The sequence below is a fragment of the uncultured Roseobacter sp. genome, assembly GCF_947491795.1.
Taxonomy (GTDB): Bacteria; Pseudomonadota; Alphaproteobacteria; order Rhodobacterales; family Rhodobacteraceae; genus Roseobacter.
This window is the reverse complement of record NZ_CANLKW010000005.1, coordinates 76,397-97,100: the sequence shown is the minus strand read 5'-3', so window position 1 is coordinate 97,100 and position 20,704 is coordinate 76,397. Positions and strand designations below refer to the sequence as shown.

Here is a 20,704-nt window from a genome sequence, read left to right as displayed (position 1 = left end):
CACTTGGGCGTTGAAATGTGCAATGTCCGAGGCCCTGCGACCTGCCTTGCAAATGGCACCAGCGCACACCGGCTTTTGTGCACAGCCCGGGCAACTCCAGGCGCAGCATGATCACCCCCAGTCGCCCATGGCCTGCTGCCACAGGGTCAGCGCCGCCACCGCCGCCGTATCCGCTCGCAGTATACGCGGGCCCAGCGAGACTACATGCGCATGCGCCAGGCTCTGCAACCGGTCGCGCTCCTGTGGTGAAAACCCGCCCTCGGGCCCGATCAGCACCGCCCAGGGTCCGGGCAGGTCCGGCAGCACGCGCGCTGCGGCGGCCGCGCCTTCATCGCAGAACATGATCCGGCGCGCGCTGTCCCAGTGATCGAGGACGGACCCCAGCTTTTGCAACTCTGCCACTTCCGGCACAAAGGTTCCGCCACATTGCTCTGCGGCCTCCACGGCATGCGCCTGCAACCGGTCACGCTGTATACGCCCAGCGTTGGTGAAAGCAGTCTGCACCGGCAGAATGCGCGCTGCCCCCAGTTCCGTGGCCTTTTCAACAATGAAATCCGTTCGGGCTTTTTTGATCGGCGAAAACAGCAACCACAGATCCGGCGGCATCTGCTGAGCCTTTGTCTGATGCAGAACACACAGTTCGCCACCGCGTTTTCCGGCCTGGGTGACTTCGGCCAGCCATTCGCCGTTCTGTCCGTCAAAGACCAGAACCTGAGCCCCGGCACCCAGCCGCATTACGCCGAACAGGTAATGCGCCTGCTCCCGCGACAAAGGAAGCGTTTGCGCCTCCCCCAAAGGGTGCTCTACATAAAGCCGGATTTTTGCTGATACCTCACGTTCCATAAAGGGGACCATATGCAAGAGCACAGCCCCACACCAGATGGCACCGTCGCCGATGCGGTGAAAGACAACTGGGTCGATACCTGGGCGCCGGAGGCCACCCGGCCCTTGTTGCGGCTGAGCCGTGCGGACCGGCCCATCGGCACCTGGCTTTTGCTGTTGCCCTGCTGGTGGGGCCTGACGCTCTCCATGCTGCACGACGGGCGCGCTACCCTGCACGATTTGTGGATCGCCCTGGGCTGCGCACTGGGGGCCTGGCTGATGCGGGGTGCGGGCTGTACCTGGAATGATATCACCGACCGCGACTTTGACGGCGCGGTAGAGCGGACGCGGTCGCGACCGATCCCATCGGGTCAGGTCAGCCTGCGGGGGGCCGTGATCTGGATGTGCGTCCAGGCACTGCTGGCCTTTGGCATTTTGCTGACATTTAACCTCGCGGCCATTACCCTGGGCATTCTGGCGCTGCTGCCCGTCGCCGTTTATCCCTTTGCCAAGCGGTTCACCTGGTGGCCGCAGGTCTTTCTCGGGCTCGCTTTTAACTGGGGAGCCCTGCTGGCCTGGACGGCCCACAGCGGCACACTCGGGGCCCCGGCGGTGCTGCTCTATTTTGCGGGGATCGCCTGGACATTGTTTTACGACACCATCTATGCCCACCAGGACACAGAGGACGACGCGCTGATCGGCATCAAATCGACCGCACGTCTTTTCGGCGACAAGACCGCCGCCTGGCTGCGCCGCTTTCTTATGGCGACGGTGGGGCTGATGGGTCTGGCGGTGGTTTTTGCCGTGCAGCCTGCCGGAAACGTCCTGGCACTGGTGGTCGCGCTGGCGGGGCCATGGGCCATGGGCTGGCACCTGGCCTGGCAGCTCAGAGGCCTCGATACAGAGGACAACGCGAAACTGCTCCGGCTCTTTCGCGCGAACCGCGATACCGGCATGATCCCGCTGCTCTTTTTTGTGCCAGCCCTGCTGGTGTGATTGAAACCTGTGCCACCCGGGCGTATCACAGACATACACCCCGACCGGTATCCTGATCTGACTGAGCTTATGCGCAACACCCGCCTGCCCCTTATTTCAGCCGCCTTTGTCTGTGCCGCGGCACTGTCCCTCGTGGCAGCCAATTCCTCTGTGAAACTGGTCGAAGACAGCTCCGAGATCGGCGTGCGGCAGGCGCTCGATCTGAATGACCTCGGCTGGGCAGAGGTGGAGGCAAACGGCCTGCAGGTTACGCTGGCCGGCACAGCCCCCAATGAGGCGCTGCGTTTTCGCGCGCTGAGCCTTGCAGGCTCTGTTGTGGATTCCGCACGCGTTATAGACAGCATCGAAGTGGCCGCGGTGGCTGCGATTGAACCGCCGCGCTTTTCTGCGGAGGTTCTGCGCAACACCGCAGGGCTCTCGGTGATTGGCCTGATCCCGCAGAGCACAGACCGCCAGGCCCTGATCGACGGCTTCAGCGCCATGAGCGATCTGCCGGTGACCGATCTGCTGGAAACTGCGGATTACCCCGCCCCCACCGGCTGGGAAGACGCGCTGGCCTATGCCATTGCCGCGATGCAGGATCTTCCGCGCGCCAAGATCTCTGTCGATGCCGGGCGCGTTGAAATCACCGCCATTGCCGACAGCGCCGAGGACAAGGCAGAGATGGAAGCCCGGCTGACCCGGGCCGCCCCGCCTGCGCTGCGGATTTCCCTGAACATCACAGCACCCCGGCCCGTGATCACGCCTTTTGCCCTGCGCTTTGTCATGGACGAAGCCGGCGCGCGCTTTGACACCTGCTCTGCCGACACCGAAGAGACGCGGACCGAAATCCTCAGCGCCGCCTTTGAGGCCGGGCTGACCGGCCCGGGGCGCTGCACCGTCGGCATGGGCGTGCCCAGCCCACGGTGGGCAGAGGCCGTGAGCACTGCCATCAGCGCGCTGGCCCGTATCGGCGGCGGCACCGTCACCTTTTCCAACGCTGATGTGACCCTGGCGGCCGCCGAAGGCACCGATTTTGCGCTTTTCGAGCAGACGGTGGGCGAGCTTGAAAACGCGCTGCCGGAAGTCTTTGCCCTGAACGCCGTTCTGCCCAGACCGGAAAACCCCGACAACGGCCCTAGCGAATTTGTGGCAACCCTCAGCCCCGAAGGACAGGTGCAGCTGCGCGGGCGCATCTCCGGCGATAAGATGCGCGAAGTGGCTGACAGTTTTGCCCGCTCGAAATTCGGCTCGGACAATGTCTATACAGCGGCCCGTATTGTGCCTGGTCTGCCCTCAGACTGGCCCGCCCGTGTTCTGACCGGGATCGAGGGCCTCAGCCTGCTCAACAACGGTGCCGTTGTTGTCACGCCGGACACGCTGCGCCTGTCCGGTGCCTCCGGCAATCCCGATGCTGCGGACCTGATTACCCGGCTGATGGTCGCGAAACTGGGCGAGGACAGCACCTTTGAAATCGATGTAACCTATCTCGAAGCGCTCGATCCGGTGGCCGGGCTGCCCACGCCCGAGGAATGCGAGGCGCAGATCGCCGGGATCGTGGCCGGCAGCAAGATCAATTTCGAGCCCGGGTCCGCCACAATCGATGCCAGCGCCTTGTCGGTCATGGACGAGATTGCCGGTGTCCTGCAGAACTGCGGCGATCTGCGTCTTGAGGTCCAGGGCCACACCGACAGCCAGGGCCGCGAGGAGATGAACCTGGCCCTCAGCCAGGCGCGGGCAGAATCGGTCCTCAACGAGCTGCGCGCCCGCCGCGTGCTGACCGGATCCTTCCTGGCCAAAGGGTACGGCGAGGCCAATCCGATCGCCGACAACGGCTCTGAGGAAGGCCGTGAAGACAACCGCCGCATCGAATTCCGCCTGATCCGCCCGGAACCCGGCATCCCCGAAGGTGAATCAGCGCTGGAAAGCATCGCAGAAAACAGTGATACAGGGGCCGGGACGGGCACTGAGGAACAGGGCGATGAGCAGGACTGAGTTTGTGGTGGCAACAGCCATCATTTTATTTGTTGCCTTTTGTCTGGGGTGGTTTGCCAACTGGCTGGTGCACAGGTTCTCGCGGGTGGCGGCGGATGATGTGGCCCAGCTGGACCGGATGAGCCAGGAACTGCACGAGGCCGAGGAAACCCGCGACCAGGCCATCACCTACCTGCAGCAACGCGAGGCAGAGCTGACCAATCAGCTCGCCCAGACCGAGGCAGAACTGCGCGCCGCGATGGACGGGCTGCGTGACGCCCGGCACGAGGCCGAGGAAATCCGCGCCCATCTCAAATCACAGCAGGCGGGCTGACACCCGCCCACTGCCCTCCCGGTAAGGTGGCGCGTCAGGCCACGGTCAGATGCGCGCATTTCGCGTCATGGCTGATCTTCTGCGAGGTGCTGCCCAGCAGCGTGCCGGCGACAGCGCCAAGACCGCGCCGCCCCGTCACAATCAGATCCGCGCCACAGGCCTCGGCGCAGGCCACCAGATCATCGGCCGGATCGGTTGCGCCGATATGCAGCTGTTCCGCCGCCAGATCCTGCCCCACAACGTTTTCCTGTGCCGATGCCAGCACCTTTTCCGCGGCCTCTTTCACCTTTTCCGGTGCGGGCATGGTGGTGGCCGCATGATACCCCGCAACCGCCCCCAGGGCGAAAGCCACAGTCTCCGCCTTTGGCGTATGCACAAGGTGGATTTCCGATCCGTACTTCTGCGCCAGATCACAGGCCACGCCCAGAGCGCGGTCCGACTGTTCCGAGCCGTCAAGGCCCACAACGATACGTGTAAACATAGTCAGATCTCCCTTCGATCAGTGTGGCCCCACCTTACGGGTCCGCACCGATGCGCGGTATGATCCAGGTCAATACGCGCTACCAGCGCTCCAGAGCTGCCTCATCATCGTCTTTTGCTTCGACCCAGGACGCGTCGCCGTCAGAGGTGACTTCCCGCTTCCAGAAGGGCGCGCGTGACTTCAGATAATCCATCAGAAAGTCCGCCGCCTCAAACGCATCGCGCCGGTGCCGCGCGGCCGTGGCCACCATCATGATCACCTCGCCGGGCACCAGATGCCCGTGGCGGTGAATGACCAGAACATCCCCCAGTGACCACCGTTCCACTGCGCGCTCTGCAATGGATGTCAGGGCCGCTTCGGTCATGCCGGGATAATGCTCGATTTCCATCGCCTGCAGCTGCCTGTCACCGGTGTCCCGCACCACGCCGGTGAATGTCACAACCGCCCCCATATCGGTACGCCCGGCAGAAAAATCCGTCAGCACGGCACCGGGATCAAAAATGTCTTCCTGAACCTGGATCCGCATCGCGTCAGCCCCCGGTCATCGGCGGAAAAAAGGCCACCTCGCGGACACCCGCCAGCGGCGCGTCAAAATCAGTGAGTTCCTGATCAAGCGCCACACGCAGCGCCGAGATATCCGCGAAAGCCGCCGCATAGCGCTCCTCGCGGGCACGCAACTCCTCTACCAGCTCCTCCACTGTCTCAGCCGAAGTCTCAACCGTCTCGCGCGGCAGGCCGATCCGCTCCCGGACCCAGGCAAAATACAGAACTTCCATCAGGTCTCATCCTTCAGATGCGGCATCGCCTTTTTCAGGTAATCAACGCCGGTGATAAAGGTCAGCAGTGCCGCAATCCACAACAGGACCAATCCGACAAGCCCGGCCCACTCCATCGCGGTATGCTTCCAGCGCAGCCCCTGCAGATCCTCGACCCGGCCCTCAAAGACGTCTGCCACCATCTGCTGATCCATCCCCCAGGCCGACATGCCCAGATAATGCTCAAACACGCCCTGCGAAAAGAGCACAGCAATGGCAACCATCTGGCAGGTCGTCTTCCACTTGGCCAGCTGCGTCACCTTCAGGGTTCCGGCTGTATCGCCCAGAAACTCGCGCAGACCCGAAACAAATACCTCCCGGAAGAGGATCACAGTGGCCGGCAGCACCAGCCAGGGCGACCAGCTCGAAAAGCCGATGATCACCATCAGCGCAATCACCACCATCGCCTTATCCGCAATCGGATCCAGCATCGCCCCCAGTTTCGTCTCCTGTTTCCAGGCCCGGGCCAGATAGCCGTCTATCCAGTCCGTCAGGGCTGCCAGCACAAAAAGCACCAGCGCAAACCAGTCCGCCCAGGGCCGCGTGAAATACAAAAACATCACCGCAACCATGGGCGCGGCCACAAGACGCACAATCGTCAGGATGTTGGGCAGTGTCAGTGTCATGGCCGCACCTTACAACGCGTCAAATCCGGGCGAAAGCGGCAACCGTCACCCGCGCACACCTCCGCCTGCCTGTGTCCCGCCGGTTTCTTCTGGCCTGAAATATCCTCGCCGAAGGCCGTCCTGCCCCGGGCAGGACATTCCCGCGCCTCAGCCCTGCTCATGGAAATAGTCGTAAATCCGCCCTGCCAGCGCCGCAGAGACCCCCTCAACCGCTTTCAGGTCACTCAGATTGGCACGCGATACCGCCTTGGCCGAGCCGAAATGCGCCAGCAGCGCCCGCTTGCGTGCGGCCCCCACACCGGGCACATCGTCCAGTGGCGTGGCGCCCACGGCTTTTGACCGTTTGGCCCGGTGCGTGCCGATGGCGAAACGGTGCGCCTCATCCCGCATCCGCTGCACGAAATACAGCACCGGGTCATTGTGGCGCAGCGCAAAGGGGCGGTGGCCCGTGCGGTGGAACTCTTCCTTGCCGGCATCGCGGTCGATCCCCTTGGCCACGCCGACCATGGGAATGTCTTCTACCCCGTATTCCTGCATGATCTCCTCAACAGCGCTCACCTGACCGGCACCGCCGTCGATCAGCAGCAGATCCGGCCAGAGCCCGTCCCTGCGCTCCGGGTCCTCTTTTTTCAGCCGTTTGAAACGGCGTGACAGAACTTCCTTCATCATGCCGAAATCATCCCCGGGGGTCAGGTCCTCGCCCCGGATATTGAATTTCCGGTACTGGTTTTTCACAAACCCTTCGGGGCCCGCTACGATCATCGCACCAACGGCAAAGGCCCCCTGAATATGCGAGTTGTCATAGACCTCGATCCGCTCCGGCGGGGCGGCCAGATCAAAGGCCTCCGCCAGCCCTTTCATCAGCCGCGCCTGCGTTGCACTTTCGGCCATGCGCCGCGCCAGCGCCTCGCGCGCGTTGCGCAGTGCCCCGTCGATCAGTTCCGCTTTCTCGCCGCGTTTCGGCACCAGCAGTTCGACCCGGCGACCCAGCTTGCCGCTCAGGGCATCGGCCATCAGATCGGGGTTCTCGATCTCGTTGGACAGGATGATCTGCCGCGGCGGCTCCCGCGTGTCATAGAACTGGCCCAGAAAAGCCTCCAGCACTTCGGCCGCGTCCACATCCGCCCCCACACGCGGGTAGTAATCGCGGTTACCCCAGTTCTGATTGGCCCGGATGAAAAAGACCTGCACACAGGCCTGCCCGCTGTCCATATGCAGGGCAACGATATCAGCTTCGGACACACTCTGCGGGTTGATCCCCTGGGCTGTCTGCACCTGGGTCAGCGCTTTGATACGGTCCCGCAGGGCGGCGGCGCGCTCAAATTCCATCTCCTCAGAGGCGGTGTTCATCTCGGCGGCAAGACGCGCCTGAATGTCGGTGGTTTTCCCTGTAAGAAACTTCTCCGCATCGCGCACGGTCTGGCGATACTCTGCGGGGCTGATCCGGCCCACACAGGGCGCCGAACAGCGTTTGATCTGATATTGCAGACAGGGGCGCGTCCGGCCCTCGAACTCGGAATTGGAACAGTTGCGCAGCAAAAACACCCGCTGCAGCTGGTTGAGCGTCCGGTTCACGGCACCGGCGGAGGCAAAGGGGCCGTAATAGCTGCCCTTTTCCTTTTTCGCGCCACGGTGCTTTTTGATCTGCGGATAAGCGTGTTCTGCGGTCACAAGGATGTTGGGAAAGCTCTTGTCGTCGCGCAGCAAAACGTTGAATTTCGGCTTGAGCTGCTTGATCAGGTTCTGTTCCAGCAACAGCGCTTCGGTCTCTGTCCGCGTGGTCAGAAACATCATCGATGCGGTCTGCGAGATCATCCGTGCAATGCGCCCGGAATGGCCCGCCGGGCGCGCATAGTTCGACACCCGAGCCCGCAGATTGCGCGCCTTGCCCACATAAAGAACCCGGCTTTCGGCATCCAGCATCCGGTAGACACCGGGCGAACTGTCCAGCGTGCGCAGATACCCCTGGATCACGTCATGGCCCGTGGCCACTTCCTCAGGTTGTGTATCGGGCGAATCTGTCATGCGAACTCACGTTGATTCCTCACTGGCGCTGCACTGTACCGGCGTCGGCTGCAAGAGAGAACCTTTCCACGGTTCCTGTGGACAACTCTGCAGATAACTTCCGGGCACCGCAATTTTTTCTTTAAGTTTTGGGCGTTTCTTCGGTTTGCCTAAAAAACAGGCAGTATTTTAACTCATTGATTTCCATGGATATTTTTATTGATAGGGGCCAGGGCTTTGAAAACAAAGGCCTTTTGGTAACAGTTTTGTAACACCTGTTAATCCGGTGCAAAACTTCCCGTGCAACCAGCGGTTACTCCACCCCCAGCACGTCGGGCGTCTCCCAGCCAAGGTGCTGACCGCCATCCACACACAGCAACTGCCCGGTCACGGCTTTTGCCTCCAGAAAGTAGCCCAGAGCGGCCGTGATATCCGCCGGATCCGACCCGCGCTGCAGCACCGTGGCGCCGCGCTGGCGGGCAAATTCGTCCTCTGTCTGCCGCCCGCCGCGCAGGGTAGGCCCGGGCCCGATCCCGTTCACGCGGATGGCCGGTGCCAGCGCCTGGGCGCTGGTCTGCGTCAGCGCCCAGAGCGCGGCCTTGGCCAGTGTATATGTCGAAAACTCGGGCGTCAGCTTGCGCACACGCTGATCCACCATATTCAGGATCAGACCGGTGGCCACAGGCTCACCGTGGTCGTCACGCGCGGGCTCCAGGCCCTGGGCTGCCATTTTCTGGGTCAGTACATAGGGCGCGCGCAGATTGCTCTGCATGTGCCGGTCCCATGTCCCGCGGGTGGCGGTTTCAATTGTGTCATACTCAAAGATCGAGGCGTTGTTGACCAGACAGGTGACTGGCCCCCCGAGTACGGCGACGGCATCATCAAACAGCTTTGCCGTCTGCACGTCATCCAGCATATCGGCCTGCAGCGCATGGGCCTGGCCCCCCTGTTCCCCGATCAGGCGCACAGTCTCGAGCGCACCGGCATCCGAGGACGCATAATGCACCGCAACGTCATACCCGCGTCCGGCAAGAAAAAGGGCGATGTCACGGCCAATCCTGTGCCCTGCTCCGGTTACCAGCGCTCTGGTCATAAAGCTCTCCTGTCGTGTGTTCACTCAGCTCAGCAACAGCAGCATATAGCCGCCATAGAGGGCCGTCAGCAGAATGCCCCAGCCCCGGGTGATGTCTCTGTTGCCATAGACAAAGACGGCCAGCAGCAGCGACGCCCCCAGCATCACCCACAGATCAAACCGCAGGAATTCCGGATCGACCGGAATGGGTCCGACCAGGCTCGCAATCCCGATGATGGCCAGCAGGTTGAACATGTTCGACCCGATCACATTCCCCAGCGCCACGTCGGCCTGGCGGCGCAGCGCCGCCATGGTTGTCGTTGCCAGCTCCGGCAGCGATGTCCCGATGGCCACCAGCGTCAGGCCGATCACCGTGTCCGACACGCCGTATTCGCGCGCGATGATGGTGGCGTTGTCCACCAGCAGGTCCGCCCCCAGCGGCAGACCGATAAGACCCAGCACCAGAAACACCCCGATGCGCCAGCCCGGCATATCCGGGTCCGCACCCTCGGGCTCTTCCGCGTCGTCCCCCTTGCAGGCATTGCGGTGCTGGTGCGCATCGCGAAAAGCATCCCCCAGCACCAGCGCCAGAGCTGCAAGCAGTACAACACCGGCGATCCAGTCAAAGACCCCCCGGTACGCCAGCCCGATAAACAGCAGCGATGCGAGGATCATGAAATTATAGGTCTTGCGGGTATTGCATTCGCCGGTGTGCATCGCGGCCAGGATCGCCGGCACTCCGAGTACCATCAGGATATTGGCTGTGTTGGACCCGACCACATTCCCCAGCGCCAGACCAGGGGCACCTTCGAGCACCGCCTGGATCGAGATCAGCAGTTCCGGTGCAGAGGTTCCAAAGGCCACAATCGTCAGTGACACGATCAGTGCGGGCACCCCCAACCGCAGGCTCAGATTGACGGCACCCTTGACCAGCGCGTCCCCTGCGAGCAGCAGGATCACAAGGCCAAGACCCGACAGCAGCCAGGGCATCAGGTCGCTCATGACGAACGCCCCCCTGCACCACAGGCACAGGGCCCGCGTCCGATGCGGTAGCGCCCGCATCCCCGGCACTTTGCGTTTTTCAGCCGTTTGCCACCCAGCCAATGCATTTTACCAAACATGGCCAGAACGCCCATGAAGATGAGGAAAAGGGTGACAATCTTGAAAATCATTCAGTTACAGCCCGTACTGCGCAAAGGCACTGCGCTCTTCCACGGACTGAAGCGCATCATCCATCATCTGCGCGCCCAGGCGCGACAACAGGGATTTGCGCGCGCCATAAGAGCGGAACCGTACCTTGTCGCCAAAACGGTCGCGCAGAACGGGTTTCATGTGTCCGATCCCGTCGATCAGACCCAGCTCCACCGCGCTGCGGCCCAGCCAGACCTCTCCGGTGAAAAGGTCCCTGCCCTCTGCCAGTCTTGCGCCCCGGCGGCGGGTGACATGTTCCTTGAAGTTTGTGTGGATGTCTTCGAGCAGCCTTTTCAGGCGTTCCACATCCTCCGGCTGTTCCGGGCGGAACGGATCCAGCATGGATTTCGACCTGCCGGCTGTATAGACCCGCCGTTCCACCCCGTAGCGCGCCAGCAGCTCATGCGCGCCAAAGGAGGCGGAGATCACCCCGACAGAGCCCACAACCGAGCTGTCATCGGCAAAAATCTCGTCAGCCGCCGACGCCAGCCAGTATCCGCCCGAGGCCGCAACATCCTCGACAAAGGCAAAAACCGGCACGTTCTTTTCTTCGGCCATTCGGCGGATGCGCGCCCCGATCAGCGATGACTGCACCGGGCTGCCCCCCGGCGAATTGATCTGCAGAGCCACCGCAGCCGGTTTGCCGCGGGAAAACGCCTTGTCGATGAGGGGGGCGAGAGAGGCGTCATTCAGCGTGCCGCGCCCCGATGCGCTGATCATACCCGACAGGCGCACAACGGCCACCTCCGGGTCGGATTTCATAAAGGGTATCCAGCGTTTCATGTGACCCCATGTAGAACGCCCCAGGCACCCAAACAAGGCGCGCGGGCACAAGAGTTTTCAGCCTGCGTCTTTATTGCCGGATGCGCCAGCCGGTTCTGAAAATCCACCAGATCGCGGCGAGGCAGAGCGCTGTGAAACCCGCAATCGCAAAAAGGGAAATTCCAATCGGCACATCCGAGGTTTCAAAAAACGCCCAGCGGAACCCGGAGATCAGGTATACAACCGGGTTGAACATGGAAATCGTCTGCCAGACCGGCGGCAGCATCGAGATGGAATAAAACGCCCCCCCCAGAAACACCAGCGGGGTCACAACCAGCAGCGGCACCAGCTGCAGCTGCTCGAAACTGCCCGCCCAGATGCCGATGATGAACCCCAGCAGCGCGAAACTCACACAGGTCAGCACCAGAAACACCAGCATCGCCAGCGGATGCGCAATCTGAACATCCACAAAAAAGAAAGAGGTGGTCAGGATAATCACCCCGATGATCAGCGCCTTGGCCGCTGCAGCCCCGACATAGCCCGCCACAATCTCCAGAAAACTGACCGGCGCCGAGAGCAGCTCATAGACCGTGCCGATAAACTTCGGAAAATAAATCCCGAACGAGGCGTTGGAAATCGCCTGAGTGATCACCGACAGCATGATCAGTCCCGGCACAATAAACGCGCCATAGCTCACCCCCTCAACTTCCTGGATGCGGCTGCCGATCGCGGCCCCAAAGACCACAAAATACAGCGATGTGGACAATACCGGAGAGATCAGGCTCTGCGCCAGGGTCCGGAAAAACCGCGACATCTCAAACAGAAATATCGCCCGTATGGCCAGCAGGTTCATGGTGTCTCCTCCTCTTCGTCGCGGTGCACCAGATCGACAAAGATATCCTCCAGGCTGCTCTGACGTGTCACCACATCGCGCAGCACCAGGCCTGCCCTGCTCACATCCTGCAGCAGCTTGGTAATCCCTGTGCGCTCAGCGCGCGTGTCATAGCTGTAGGTCAGCGTGTGCCCGTCGCTGCCCAGCACCAGGTCATACCCCGCCAGCGCTTCCGGCACCGTCTCCAGAGGGGCCGAGAGCTGCACATCCAGCTGCTTTTGCCCCATCCGCGCCATCAGCGCACCCTTGTCCTCAATCAGCAGCATCTCGCCCCGCGCAATCACCCCCACGCGGTCCGCAATGGCCTCGGCCTCTTCGATGTAATGGGTGGTCAGAACGATGGTGACACCCGCGGCCTTGAGCCCCTCGACAATCTCCCACATGTCCTTGCGCAGTTCCACATCGACACCGGCCGTCGGTTCATCCAGAAACAGCAGCTGCGGCTCATGGCTCAGCGCCTTTGCGATCAGCACCCGGCGCTTCATGCCTCCTGAAAGCGCGCGGATCTGATTGTTGCGCTTGTCCCACAGCGACAGCTGCCGCAGAATACGCTCGATCGCGCCATCATTCCGGGGTTTGCCGAAAAGACCCCGCGAAAACCGGACCGTGTTGATCACCTTCTCAAAGGGCTCCAGATTGATCTCCTGAGGCACCAGACCGATCATACTGCGCGCCGCACGGTAGTCCCGGAGCGTGCAGTGCCCGCCCACTTTCACATCGCCGGATGTGGCCGTGGTTATCCCGCAAACGGTTGAAATCAGCGTTGTCTTGCCCGCCCCGTTAGGACCAAGCAAGGCAACGATCTCACCCTTCCTGATCTCCAGATCGACGCCTTTGAGCGCTTCAAACCCGTCCGCATAGGACTTGCGCAGACCCGTGATTTCCAGAATTGCTGACATGTCGCACCCTCCCAGCGCTTTCCGCTTCCCTAAAGACGACCGCCCCCAAAGAACAGCGCGCTGACGCACAGTTTACCCGGGCTCTGTGCACCTGGCCGCGAAACGCGCCCGCCGGCCCTGCGCGGCGCGTTCCCCCTTCACCCTTCCGGAAATACTCAAAATCCCGGCATCTGCCGTCCCGCTCACCCCTTGCCGGTGACGCGCTTCAGCCAGCTTTTCTTCTCAGCCTCCGGTTCCTCATCACCAGGCTCTGCCGGGCCCTCCAGCGTTTCCTGCAGCGTGGTGAAAAACTGATCCGCCATTTTTTTGGCAAAACCGTCGATGATGCGGCTGCCAAGCTGCGCCAGCTTGCCGCCGACCTTGGCCTCCACATCGTAACTCAGCGCGGTGCCGCCACCGGCCGCTTCCATTCTCACATCCGCACCACCTTTGGCAAAACCGGCAGCACCTCCCTTGCCCTCGCCGCTGATGGTCAGCGACCGGCCCGGCACCATATCCGACAGGGTCACCGCCCCTTTGAACGTGGCCTTTACCGGCCCGACCTTCTGCACCACAACGGCCTCAAATCCTTCCTCGGGCGAGCCTGTCACCTCCTGGGCGCCCGGCACACAGGCTTTGAGCACCTCCGGCGACAGCAATGCGGCGTAAACTTCCTCCGGCGTGGCGGCGATCTGGCGCGTGTCTGACATCTGCATCCGGGCATCTCCCTGTTGTTGATCCGGCCATGGCAAACGTACCCCATGCGCGCGGGGCACGCCAACCGGTTTTGCCGCAATGTCGTTTTCCGTCGCGACGGCCCCGGCAAAGCTGATATGCCCGCCGGTATGACAGACCACGCCCCGAACAACGCCGCAACCGGCATCGCCTTCGTGCTCGGCGGTGTGGTTGCGATCTCGCTCAACGATATGCTGATCAAACAGCTCTCGGGCGGCTATCCGCTGCATGAAATCGTCTTTATCCGCTCCTTTGTCGGTTTGATTTTCACGCTGTTCCTGATCCGGATGGAGGGCGGCTGGCGCATCCTGAAAACCCGCAGGCCCGTGCTGCATGCCATCCGGGGTCTGCTGATCGTCGTCGCCAATATGAGCTTTTTTGCCGCTCTGGCCGCGATTCCGCTGGCAGATGCCACAGCGTTGTTTTTTGCGGCCCCCCTCATGATCACCCTCCTGTCGATCCCGATCCTCGGCGAAAAGGTCGGGCCGATGCGCATGGCCGCCGTTCTGGTGGGCTTTGCCGGTGTGGTGATCATGCAGCGGCCCTGGGCTGATGCGGGCGAATTGCAGGCCTCGCGTCTGGTGCTTCTGCTGCCGGTGCTCGCCGCGCTGACCTATGCGCTCAACCAGCTGATGACCCGCAAACTGGGGGTCGAAAGCAAAGCCTCCGCCCTCTCGGTCTATGTGCAGCTGGCCTTTATCGTGGTGTCGGTGGCGTTTTTCCTGGTCGCCGGTGACGGACGTTTTGCCACCGGTCTGACCGATCCCTCGATGCAGTTTTTGCTGCGCGCCTGGATCTGGCCCACAGGGGCCGACCGGATCTGGCTGCTGGGGATGGGGGCGAATGCAGCCGTAATCGGCTATTGCCTCAGCCAGGCCTACCGTGTGGCCGATGCCGCCACCGTGGCCCCTTTCGAATATGTCGGCCTGCCGATGGCCGTCTTCTGGGGCTGGATCATCTTTGGCGATCTGCCGGTGTGGGAAGTCTGGGCCGGTATCGCACTGATCCTGGGCTCCGGCCTGTTTGTGTTCCTGCGCGAAAAGCAAAAGGCCCGGGTCATTTCCCGCGCCCCCGTGCGGCGGCGGTAACCGGACAGGCGTCGAAACCGCGGCTGACGGCCGTCACAGGCCGAACCATAGACGAACAGCACCGCACCGGGCGCCGCTTCGGACCCGAAAACACCCGTCAGCCCGTCTCAGAATCCCGCGTTTTTACAAAATCCCGTCGCATACCGCGCAGGGCCTCTTCGCTTGCGGGATCACCAATCCGGCGGCAGATGTCGATCGCGGCGTCACAGTTTGTAACAGCCGCCGTGATCAGCTGCATCTCCTGTGCCGGGTCATCGGTATGATTGACCAGCAGCGCCTGCGAGAAAGCCAGCCCCTGCAGCGCGCCCAGGGTCTGTACCGGAAAATCCTCGCGCTGCCATATCCCGATGGCCTCTTCGAACAAAACGACAGACCGTTCCAGCATCCCCGGCGCCTCTCCGGCATCTGCGGACCTGGAAATGTGGAGCAGCGCACTGGCCAGGTTTTTGGCCGCCCGTGCCGTTTCGAACGGCTCAACCTTACCTGCGCGGGTGTAATCCAGCGCTTTGCGATAGTTTTCAAGCGCCTCGCGCCGATGGGCCACAAGGGCCTGCCCGGTGCCGCGCTCCGCCAGGTCCATATACGCATTGCCGATGTTGATATGCAGCGTCGCACAGTAGGCCCCGGGAGAGGCGACCGCACTGCCGAAGGACAGCCCCTGCTTATAGGTTTCAATCGCCCGGTGCAGGTAAGCCTCGCCCTCCGGGCCCTTTGTGCCCTGTCCAAGGTACCGCAGCGCATAGCCCAGATCGGTCAGAAATCCGCTTTTAAAGCCCGCAGCCAGATCCCCCTCTTCCAGTTCCAAACCCAGCAGCGCGTCTCTGACATCGGTCAGTTCCTCAACGGCTTCCTCCAGAAACACCCGACCCGCCTCACCACCCGTGCCGACCCCCAGAAATGCGAGCGACGCGCCCAACGCATGCCGGCCCATGTCCCACAAAAGCGGATCGCGCTCTGCAAGGTCCTGCGTCAGGGCACCGCGCGCCATCTCGACAGAAAAGGCGGGACTGTCCCCGCCAAATCGCTCCCAGTGTTCATTAAGGACAGGCACAGAGGTAAAAAACATCCGGCGCGCCGGCCCCAGCGGATCACTGCCGCCAAAACTGTCCGCTGCCGCACAGAGCAGATGAAAGGCTTGTTCCACCTCTCCGCGCAACAGCGCATTGCGCGCCCTGACCTCTTTGGTTTCTGCCGCAATTTCGGTCTGCACATCATCAATGCGGGCCAGGTATTCCTCCACACCCTCGAAATCCAGTGCTGCGGCGGCTTCGTCGGCAGACGCCTTGAGAGTTGCGAGCTGTGTCAGCCTGTCATCAATGGCACCTGTCTGGCGCCGGAATTCCTGGTATTCCTCTGCTTTGCTGCGGATAAACTGCATGAGCTCAGACGGGCTGCAGTCCGGGTCACCACCGAACAAACCTGCAAGCGTCTGCAAGTCATCGCGCCCCAGTGCCTCGGGCTGCGACAACAGCCCGCCTGCGCCGCCGGAACGCTCCAGCAACTGCGCCAGCAGCGCCTTTTGCTCTGCCAGACCGGCCCGCAGGTCGTCCTGACCGGACTGCAGATCGCCCAGCTTTGCGGTCTGCTCCGTCTGACCTTCGGCAATGGATTCGAGCCTGTCCAGTGTCTGCCGGGCGATCCCGGGTGCCAGCGTCCCGACAAACCCGGGGCTGGAGAGCAGATCTTCGATCACCGGCGTCACACAGTCCTCAAAGAGCGCCAGATTGACCGGGTCGCCAAACTCCGACATCGCCGGGTTCGACGCGGCCTTCCCGGCCAGAACCTTCTGCATCTGCGCCATAACCCTTGCCGCAGACAACGCACCGCTGACAAAAGCCTCCTCGTCGGGCACGCTTTGCTCGATCATCTGTGCCACGACAAGCTGCCGGTCGGCCGGTTGATGCGCCAGCTTCTCCGCAAGATCCCGGCCCAGCTGATCCACCAGACCCGGCGGGCTTGTATCGGCAACCGTCTTCTTCAGGATCGAGGCGGACTGGCCGAACAGCCGCGCGCCGCTCGACAGGCCCGGGGACGTGGCAAAGCCAACCACCGCCGTCAGCAGGGAAACAGCGCTGGATGCTGCATCGATGGACTTATGCGACAAGGGCAAGGGAAATCTCCAATCCGCCCGGTCCATCGGAAAGTAAGCGCGGGTCCAAGTCAACAAGTCTGCCCTGCACCGCGCCGCACCCACCAGGGCGCGACCGTTCAGTGCCCGGTAAAGACCAGCGTCTGCAACGGCAGCAGGATCGACTGGATACGCAGCCCCGCTGCATGAACCACGCCCACCGTGTCGACCACATGCATGAAAATCCAGCGCCCCGTGCTCAGGTCGGGATCATCCAGCCGGTCATGATTGTTGGTATAGGCCGTCGCCACACAGCGGCTGCCGGGCGGGATGTCATCTGTCTGGCCCTCATAGATAGGTTCCATAAAGGCCGTGACCGTGCCTGGTGCGCCCTGAAACTGCGCATCCGCCAGCCGGTCTGACGGGCGGATCTGGCCCGCTGCAATCACGTCCTGCACATCCGTGATCACCATGGGGATCACCGTAAAAGGTTTGGACACACACATGATCTCCGCCACGCCACCGGGCCTGATCACCTGGGCGGATATCTGCGGAAAGCCTGCCTGGAACCGTCCCTGCCCGGCACCTTCCGGCACCAGAATACCCGCCGGGCGCAGCACCGGGCTGACGATATCGCCCTTGCGCAGGGTAAACTGCTCGATCGTGCCCGAGGTACCGGCATAGACGGTCAGCTTTTCGATCTCGACCTCCGCCTGCTCCAGGGCAGCTTCGGCAACCGCGCGCTGTGCGGGCAACAGAACGGAAATGGTGGCATCCACCGCGGCCACGCCTGCTTCGGCGGCATCCAGTGCCCCCTGACGGACGTCCAGTTCGTTTTCCAGGCTCTGCACTTCCTGCGCCGACACAGCGGTCGAGCCGCGCTCCTGCAGCGTCCGGCGACGCTCCAGATCCTCAAAGGTCTGCCTGTAGGCGGCGCGCGCCTGATCCAGCGTGCCGATGGCGGCAGCCCGGTCTGATTGCGCCAGCGTCAGCGCTGCATCAGCCTCGCCGATCTGGCGCAGCGCGGTTTCACGGGCCGCCTCCTGGCGGCTGCTGTCCAGCCGGAACACCGGGTCACCGGCCTGAACGCGCTGATTGTTCTCTACATAGATCTCCTCCACACGCCCCCCGGCCTCGGACAGGATGGTGACCGTCCGGAAAAACGACGCGACGCTGGAGGTGGTCGGGTGATAGTAAAAGACGATTGTGATCAGACTGATTGTCAGCATCGCACAGAGCGTGATGCCCCAGCGCAGCTCGTACCAGACGGTAAAGAAATTGATCTGATCTCCCCAGCGTTTGCCCTGAAACTGACGTCTCAGCAGATAATCCGGCAGGATCGTGACCAGCGAACAGATGATCAGTTCCAGCATCTCAGCGCTCCCGGCTCACAAGGTTCTGGAGGGACTGCGCCATGGAATTCAGCGGCGCCGCCAGATCCGGTGGCCGGAACGCGGCCAGCACCAGCGCGCCGACCCAGAAGAGATTGTTGTGCGTAAAGAGCGCCAGCATACACAGGATCGAAATCAGCTGCAGCTGTGCCGAGTTGCTCTTGTGCGCCATCCGTTCCGGCAGGGCATGCAAGGTGAAATAGGCGACACCCAGCAACAGAATGAGGCCCAGCACAAAGATGACCATGATGGTGAACAGCCCGTCGCCACCATCAGCGCTGGCAAACCAGTGCGGCAGGTGATGCGGGGCGAGCGGATGGATGTTTTCGGACATGGGCAACCTCAAAGGGGGCGTAAAATACGATCAGGCTACACAGATTCCCCGGCACCCGCTATGGGTTTCCGGGCCCTTTCTCCCCTGCACCTGTGATTGTGTCCCAGACAACCGGTGCAGCGCCCGTTCCCCGGCACGCATATACCGCCCCGGCCTGCCCCCGCGCCCCGAAACGCCACAACAAACCCGCGTGCCGGCACCCGCCGCACCGTGCGGCGCAGCAACACTTCGTGCACAAACCACAGCGACCGCTGTGTTAACCCCGCCCCGTCGGTGCCGGACACCGACGTAATACCGACGTTATACCGACGTTTTACCGACGCGGCCAAAACCCTGAAAACACGGCGTTAACCTGCCCCGCAGGGCAGATCGCGTCCCGCCCCTGCATTTCCGTTGCGCGTGCGATGGGTTAGGAGATTTTTACAACCACCTTGCCCGTGGCCTTGCGGGTGCGCAGCAGATCGAGCGCCGCGTTGGCCTCTTCCAGCGGCAGCACGTTGCTGACATGCGGATGGATCTTCCCCTCGACATACCAGTCGGTCAGAACCCGGAAACTGTCCGTCAGAACTTTTGGATTCACCCGTGTATACCCGCCCCAGTAAAACCCGATCACGGTCAGGTTTTTGACCAGCAGATGATTGGCCGGTATCTGCGGCACCTCCCCGCTGGCAAAGCCAAGCGGGATCAGCCGCGCCTCGGGCCTGCAGGCCCGCAGGGCCGCTTTGAACTGGTCACCGCCAATCGGGTCATAGACCACATCCGCCCCGCCCAGACCCTTGACGATTTCGCGGATATCGTCGGTCTCTGAATTGATCAGGTGGTGCGCCCCTGCGGCCCCCGCCACGGCCAGTTTCTCGGCCCCGCGCGCCACGGCGATCACCTCGGCCCCCATCAGCCGCCCCAGCTCCACAGCCGTCAGACCAACACCGCCCGACGCGCCCAGAACCAGCAGGCGTTCGCCCTCTTTCAGGTGCGCCTTATAGTCCAGCGCGACGTGACTGGTGCCATAGGCAATCAGAAACGCTGCCGCATGCTCATCGCTCATCTGATCCGGAACCGGCACGCAGACACTCGCAGGAATGGCCGCATAATCCGCCAGCGCATCGAACCCGCAATAGGCCGCAACGCGCTGTCCCTCGCGCAGCTCTGTCACCCCCTCGCCCACGGCAGTGATTGTGCCGCAAAGCTCCATCCCAAGGGTAAAGGGCACCTGGGGCCGCTCCTGGTAAGTGCCTTTAATGATGAGCAAATCTCCGAAATTCAGCCCGCAGGTATGCACCCGCACCACAACCTGCCCCGGGGCCGCTTCGGGGTGCGGAATATCCTGCATGCTCAGGGACTGGCCCAGTTCTGTTACCTGCATCGCGCGCATCATCTGTCTCCGCCTGAAAAATCTCTCGCGCGATGTGGCCCTTTTGCGGCCCGGATGGCAAGACCCGCTGTGCGGCGCGCCACAATCCGGTGCGGCCCGCAGATCAGGCATTGGCTGGCGGGGCCGGACATGGCAGGTTTCTGAAAGCCGATGACGCACCCGCAAGACCCCGGCACAGACCGTCAGGATACCCCGTGAATTTCACCAGATACGCCATATACTATACCGCCCCGCCCGGCGAATTCGCACACGCCGGTGCCACCTGGCTGGGCTGGGATATCGCCACAGGCCTGGCCTGTGATCCGGTCGCCGGTCCTGCTGCCGAACGCCCGGGCAAATATGGCTTTCACGGCACCATCAAACCGCCCTTTGCGCTGGCTGACGGCATGGCCCCGGGCAAACTGCAAGAGGATGCCCGCGCGTTCTGTGCCAGGCTGCCCCCTGTGCGTTTGCAGGGGCTGCACATCTCTGTTCTCGGGCGGTTTCTGGCCCTGACCCCCGTCGGCCCGACGGATGCACTGGCCGCGCTGGCAGCAGATGTTGTCCGCGGTCTGGATCCCTGGCGCAAACCGCCGACAGAGGCAGAACTGGACAAGCGCCGCAGACCTGGCATGTCAGCCGTTCAGGAGCAGAACCTGACCCGATGGGGCTATCCTTACGTGCTGGATGCATTCCGGTTTCACATGACCCTGACCGGCCTGCTGGACGCTGCCGGGCGTCAGACGCTGCAGGATCAGGCGACGGCGCATTTCCGCCCCGCCCTGCCTGCGCCGCTGGTCATCACAGACCTGAGCCTGTGTGGCGAGCGTGAGGATGGCCGTTTTCAGGAAATCTGTCGCCTGCCGCTGGCCGGTTGATGTTGCGTACAATCTATACAGATCAATGCCTTG

22 protein-coding genes are annotated in these 20,704 nt (G+C 62.5%); 5 read left to right on the top strand and 17 right to left on the bottom strand.

Annotation, left to right across the window (positions count from 1 at the left end; genetic code table 11):
• Positions 1-111: 111 nt before the first annotated feature.
• Positions 112-843 (bottom strand): 16S rRNA (uracil(1498)-N(3))-methyltransferase, encoded by a 732-nt coding sequence (locus Q1A34_RS18345; RefSeq protein ID WP_300037830.1) that lies wholly within the window; start codon positions 841-843, stop codon positions 112-114.
• A gap of 12 nt (positions 844-855) precedes the next feature.
• Between Q1A34_RS18345 and ubiA the strand changes: the two genes are divergently transcribed.
• From ubiA to Q1A34_RS18330, 3 genes are all read left to right on the top strand, one after another.
• The gene (gene ubiA / locus Q1A34_RS18340; RefSeq protein ID WP_300037827.1) at positions 856-1,818 is read left to right on the top strand and encodes a 4-hydroxybenzoate octaprenyltransferase; all 963 of its coding nucleotides are present in this window, start codon (positions 856-858) and stop codon (positions 1,816-1,818) included.
• A 69-nt stretch (positions 1,819-1,887) separates the two neighbouring features.
• Complete coding sequence (locus Q1A34_RS18335; RefSeq protein ID WP_300037824.1) at positions 1,888-3,792, top strand: OmpA family protein; 1,905 nt, start codon at positions 1,888-1,890, stop codon at positions 3,790-3,792.
• Positions 3,779-4,105 carry a hypothetical protein gene (locus Q1A34_RS18330; RefSeq protein ID WP_300037821.1) on the top strand — a complete coding sequence of 109 codons (327 nt, stop codon included), beginning with the start codon at positions 3,779-3,781 and terminating at the stop codon, positions 4,103-4,105. The genes Q1A34_RS18335 and Q1A34_RS18330 overlap by 14 nt, the downstream gene beginning before the upstream one ends.
• Before the next feature lie 34 nt (positions 4,106-4,139).
• On the opposite strand, the gene Q1A34_RS18325 is transcribed toward Q1A34_RS18330, so the two are convergent.
• From Q1A34_RS18325 to Q1A34_RS18270, 12 genes are all read right to left on the bottom strand, one after another.
• Complete coding sequence (locus tag Q1A34_RS18325; RefSeq protein ID WP_300037817.1) at positions 4,140-4,586, bottom strand: universal stress protein; 447 nt, start codon at positions 4,584-4,586, stop codon at positions 4,140-4,142.
• A gap of 79 nt (positions 4,587-4,665) precedes the next feature.
• Positions 4,666-5,112, bottom strand: coding sequence for a molybdenum cofactor biosynthesis protein MoaE (locus Q1A34_RS18320; protein ID WP_300037814.1), 447 nt, complete (start codon positions 5,110-5,112; stop codon positions 4,666-4,668).
• 4 nt (positions 5,113-5,116) lie between these two features.
• Entirely contained in the window at positions 5,117-5,362 is a 246-nt protein-coding gene (gene moaD / locus Q1A34_RS18315) for a molybdopterin converting factor subunit 1 (protein ID WP_300037810.1), read from the bottom strand.
• Complete coding sequence (gene pgsA, locus Q1A34_RS18310; RefSeq protein ID WP_300037807.1) at positions 5,362-6,027, bottom strand: CDP-diacylglycerol--glycerol-3-phosphate 3-phosphatidyltransferase; 666 nt, start codon at positions 6,025-6,027, stop codon at positions 5,362-5,364. The genes moaD and pgsA overlap by 1 nt, the downstream gene beginning before the upstream one ends.
• 147 nt (positions 6,028-6,174) lie before the next feature.
• Positions 6,175-8,052: an excinuclease ABC subunit UvrC gene (gene uvrC / locus Q1A34_RS18305; protein WP_300037804.1), complete on the bottom strand. Its 1,878-nt coding sequence runs from the start codon at positions 8,050-8,052 to the stop codon at positions 6,175-6,177.
• Positions 8,053-8,344: 292 nt separating this feature from the next.
• The gene (locus Q1A34_RS18300; RefSeq protein ID WP_300037801.1) at positions 8,345-9,124 is read right to left on the bottom strand and encodes an SDR family oxidoreductase; all 780 of its coding nucleotides are present in this window, start codon (positions 9,122-9,124) and stop codon (positions 8,345-8,347) included.
• A 24-nt stretch (positions 9,125-9,148) separates the two neighbouring features.
• Positions 9,149-10,096: a calcium/sodium antiporter gene (locus tag Q1A34_RS18295; RefSeq protein WP_300038202.1), complete on the bottom strand. Its 948-nt coding sequence runs from the start codon at positions 10,094-10,096 to the stop codon at positions 9,149-9,151.
• 5 nt (positions 10,097-10,101) lie between these two features.
• Entirely contained in the window at positions 10,102-10,275 is a 174-nt protein-coding gene (locus Q1A34_RS18290) for a hypothetical protein (RefSeq protein ID WP_300037798.1), read from the bottom strand.
• A 4-nt stretch (positions 10,276-10,279) separates the two neighbouring features.
• Positions 10,280-11,077, bottom strand: coding sequence for a S49 family peptidase (locus tag Q1A34_RS18285; RefSeq protein ID WP_300037795.1), 798 nt, complete (start codon positions 11,075-11,077; stop codon positions 10,280-10,282).
• 70 nt (positions 11,078-11,147) lie between these two features.
• Entirely contained in the window at positions 11,148-11,909 is a 762-nt protein-coding gene (locus tag Q1A34_RS18280) for an ABC transporter permease (RefSeq protein ID WP_300037793.1), read from the bottom strand.
• Positions 11,906-12,847, bottom strand: coding sequence for an ABC transporter ATP-binding protein (locus Q1A34_RS18275; protein ID WP_300037790.1), 942 nt, complete (start codon positions 12,845-12,847; stop codon positions 11,906-11,908). Before Q1A34_RS18275 ends, Q1A34_RS18280 begins: the two co-directional genes overlap by 4 nt.
• A gap of 182 nt (positions 12,848-13,029) precedes the next feature.
• Positions 13,030-13,542: a CoxG family protein gene (locus tag Q1A34_RS18270; protein WP_300038199.1), complete on the bottom strand. Its 513-nt coding sequence runs from the start codon at positions 13,540-13,542 to the stop codon at positions 13,030-13,032.
• Between the two features lie 129 nt (positions 13,543-13,671).
• Between Q1A34_RS18270 and Q1A34_RS18265 the strand changes: the two genes are divergently transcribed.
• A complete protein-coding gene (locus Q1A34_RS18265) occupies positions 13,672-14,649 on the top strand; it encodes a DMT family transporter (protein ID WP_300037787.1) in 978 nt (325 codons plus the stop codon).
• 97 nt (positions 14,650-14,746) lie between these two features.
• On the opposite strand, the gene Q1A34_RS18260 is transcribed toward Q1A34_RS18265, so the two are convergent.
• The 4 genes from Q1A34_RS18260 to Q1A34_RS18245 form a co-directional block, all read right to left on the bottom strand.
• Positions 14,747-16,759: a hypothetical protein gene (locus Q1A34_RS18260; RefSeq protein ID WP_300037784.1), complete on the bottom strand. Its 2,013-nt coding sequence runs from the start codon at positions 16,757-16,759 to the stop codon at positions 14,747-14,749.
• Positions 16,760-16,857: 98 nt separating this feature from the next.
• Positions 16,858-18,090: a biotin/lipoyl-binding protein gene (locus Q1A34_RS18255; RefSeq protein ID WP_300037781.1), complete on the bottom strand. Its 1,233-nt coding sequence runs from the start codon at positions 18,088-18,090 to the stop codon at positions 16,858-16,860.
• Position 18,091: 1 nt separating this feature from the next.
• The gene (locus tag Q1A34_RS18250) at positions 18,092-18,442 is read right to left on the bottom strand and encodes a hypothetical protein (protein WP_300037778.1); all 351 of its coding nucleotides are present in this window, start codon (positions 18,440-18,442) and stop codon (positions 18,092-18,094) included.
• Between the two features lie 409 nt (positions 18,443-18,851).
• Positions 18,852-19,814: an NADPH:quinone oxidoreductase family protein gene (locus Q1A34_RS18245; RefSeq protein ID WP_300038196.1), complete on the bottom strand. Its 963-nt coding sequence runs from the start codon at positions 19,812-19,814 to the stop codon at positions 18,852-18,854.
• Between the two features lie 194 nt (positions 19,815-20,008).
• On the opposite strand from Q1A34_RS18245, the gene Q1A34_RS18240 reads away from it, so the two are divergent.
• Entirely contained in the window at positions 20,009-20,671 is a 663-nt protein-coding gene (locus tag Q1A34_RS18240; protein ID WP_300037775.1) for a DUF1045 domain-containing protein, read from the top strand.
• Positions 20,672-20,704: the final 33 nt, after the last annotated feature.